This window comes from Microcoleus sp. OTE_8_concoct_300 (assembly GCF_031383065.1).
Classification (GTDB): domain Bacteria; phylum Cyanobacteriota; class Cyanobacteriia; order Cyanobacteriales; family Microcoleaceae; genus Microcoleus.
On record NZ_JANMZH010000076.1, the window covers coordinates 1 to 1,836 of the forward strand.

Here is a 1,836-nt window from a genome sequence, read left to right on the forward strand (position 1 = left end):
TGTCGGCTGCACGTATGACCCCGACATTGACCCGACGGATTGCGATCGCCTGTTAGAGTGTCTTGAGCCGGCACAGCGTGAGATATTCCTGAGAACTGCTGCTGCTGCGTTGAATTTGAAACTGGTGCGCTCGAAGTTGACAGGGCGGGGCGTTAAAGGTTTGCTGTGCTACGGCGAGGGGTCTAACGGCAAGGATACGCTGCGAGCCGTGTTGGCCGCTGTATTCGGGCGGGGAATGACTAACAAGTCGCTGTCGGACTTCAAGTCCTACGATAGTGGCCGCAAGTTCAATCTGTCGGGTGTTTTAGGGGGTGTCTGCAACTGGGCTTCTGAGAACACTTCAAAAGTAGACCTAGACAACATTCAGAGCCTTAAACAGTTCATTACGGGCGACCCGATTGATATTGAGCCTAAAGGTAAGGACAGCTACGAATACAAGCCTGCTGCTATCTTTTTCGCCAACTGCAACAAACTACCGTCCATCACTGGGGGAACTGCTGCAATTGACGATCGCTACGGCATTTTAAGTTTCAAGAAAACCTACAAGCGCAACGCTGACCCGTCTCAGGGTGAGTTAGAGGCTGACCCGCGCTTCAAAGATGATGAGAATTTTATCCTTGAGCGGATTGCACCGGCGATGCTTAACAAGATGCTGGAGCGCTTGCCACTGCTGCTGACCGAGGGCATTGACTATAAGGCAACCCGTGAAGCTATGCGGGAAGCTCAGGAAGAAAGCCGGCACCTTTGGCAGTTTGCGCGCGAGGTTGGTTTGGAGGTTCAGGCTGGTGGACGTGTTTGGGTTACGGATTTGTGGCAGCAGTTGCAGGACTGGTATGTGGAATCTGGAATTTTAGAGATTGAGGACATTTGCGAGAAGAAAAAGCCCAAGTTGATTTGGAACGAGCTTTCTAACAAGTACGACACCCCCGTAAAAGCTGTAAACCAGTTGTACTCAAGGTTGTGCCAGATTTTCCCTAAAGTACAAATTCACCGATACAACGGACGTGATGAAATAGGGAGAAAGGGACAAAAATACTTGCTTGGAATTAACTTTGTGCAAAATCTCCAACTAACTCACAAAATTGGGTTACCAGAGTTACCAGTAGACACAGCAAGCGTTACAGGGTTACCAAGTGAGTTACCAAGTGAGTTGCCGAAAAATACTGGTAACCCAATTGGTAACCCACAAACCCTTACACAGAGCGGTGGTAACCCTGGTAACTCAATTTTTTCACCTTTTGCGGAAGTGTGTAATTTACTCTCTCAACTTACCGACAGCGAGCGGCAAAAGTTGGTGGAAATGCTAACCCAGTCTAACACTGTAGAAGCCAAGAAAGGTCTCCGAGTCCGTTACATCGGGACAAAGTACGCCGAACAGCTAGCGGGCTTAGAGTTGGTGGTGGATGCAATCAATAAATACAGAGAGATTGTTTGCGTAAAGCCCGACGGAAGTTTTACTACATGGCTTGACCCCAAGGACTTGGAAGTCGCTGACTAACGGCTCAAGTTCATCCTCCTTAACTGGGGGATTTTTGTGTCTACCAACTTTGTAGACAAATATGTTGACATTGTAGACAGTCATCAGTTATTGTAGACACATACTGTATACAGATGTCTACAATGAGTCAAAGTCAAGTCGTATCGTTCAGAGCTTCCGGTTACTTCCTAAACTGGATAGAAGCTCAGAGGCTAGATGGTGAGTCAGTCAGCCAAGCGGCAATGCGTATCCTCAAGGAAGTCTCAGGCACGTCTACAGCGCTGTCTACAGAGAGTGACACTACCTTCGCGCCTACAGTAACCGCCGAAAGTGTAGACCTACTTATTTCCGATCGCATT

The 1,836-nt window shown here is 48.3% G+C and carries 2 protein-coding genes; both read left to right on the forward strand.

Annotated features, from left to right (window positions below; genetic code table 11):
- On the forward strand, window positions 1-1,498 hold a 1,498-nt coding region (locus ACUVJL_RS03775), incomplete at its 5' end, for a DUF5906 domain-containing protein (RefSeq protein ID WP_445244625.1).
- Between the two features lie 122 nt (window positions 1,499-1,620).
- A partial coding sequence (locus tag ACUVJL_RS03780) for a hypothetical protein (RefSeq protein WP_445244626.1) occupies window positions 1,621-1,836 on the forward strand: 216 nt, incomplete at its 3' end.